The organism is Bradyrhizobium hipponense (genome assembly GCF_008123965.1).
Taxonomy (GTDB): domain Bacteria; phylum Pseudomonadota; class Alphaproteobacteria; order Rhizobiales; family Xanthobacteraceae; genus Bradyrhizobium; species Bradyrhizobium hipponense.
In genome coordinates this window covers 1-1,011 of the sequence record NZ_VSTH01000246.1, presented here as the reverse complement: position 1 = coordinate 1,011, position 1,011 = coordinate 1, and the positions used below count along the sequence as shown (strand labels likewise).

At 65.9% G+C, this 1,011-nt stretch carries 1 protein-coding gene; it reads right to left on the bottom strand.

All coding sequences use genetic code 11. The features are described 5' to 3' along the window. Nucleotides 1-1,011: DUF1522 domain-containing protein (locus tag FXV83_RS41125; RefSeq protein WP_148745725.1), on the bottom strand; the 1,011-nt coding region annotated here is incomplete at both ends.

Below are 1,011 nucleotides of genomic sequence, written 5' to 3'. Positions count from 1 at the left end.
TGCGGTCTGCACGCCGGTGGCGAGATCGATCGCCTTCAGCACGTCGGCAATCGTACCCTTGTTGAGATAGACCGTCGAGTTGCCGCTGCCGTCGGTCACAACGTTGCCGCTCACGCCCGAGCCACTCGCAACCTGCGCCGCAGCGGGGGTTCCACCGTTCTGGAAGGTGATGGTCTTGCCGTTGACGTTCAGGGTCGATCCATCCTGCACGAACGAGCCGAGGCTGCCCGATGCAGTGACGCGAGCCGCGGTGACAGTGGCACTACCGGTGCCGGTCGCCGTGGTCAGCCCCAGAGCCTTCAGGATGTCGGCCTTGCCCGAAACGCTCAGATCCGCACCGGTCGAGCTCTCGAGGAGCAGCGCACCGCTGCCGTTGACGGTCGAGGCAGTCTGGCCGGCGTTCAGCGTCAAAGTACCGGCGACGTTGCTCTGCACACCGCTGGCGACGTCAATCGCGGTCAGCACGTCACCGACCGAGGCCTTCGTCGTAGAACCAAGATAGACGAGCGAATTGCCGCTCGCGTCCGTATAGACGTTGCCGGTGGTCACGCCGGCCGACGCAGCGACCTTGGTGAATCCAGTCGGTGCCGTGCTCGGCGCGTCACCCGAAGCAAAGGTGATGGTCTTGCCGTTGACAGTGAAGGTGTCGCCCGCCACAACGCCGGCGTTGGCGTCACTGACAGCAGCCGTGCCGTTCAGGAGGCTGGCCGCCGTGGTCGCTGCGTTGATCGCGGTGCCCGTATAGGTGGCCACGGCCGATGCGCCCAGCGTGGTCGTCGAGGTCGCTGCCGTGACGCCACCAGCCGCGCCGGAGAACAGCACGTTGGAGAGCGCAGTCGCGCTGGAATAGGTCGTGGTGCCGCGCAGGTCGGTCGAGGTCGCACCCGCGATGGTGGTGGAGACGTTCGATTTGGTCGAGTAACCGACCGTGGTCTGCAGCGCCTGGTTGGCGATCGACTTGGCGCTGTCGAGCAGCTTCTGCAGCGAGGTGATGCCGGTGTTGGCGGCCTG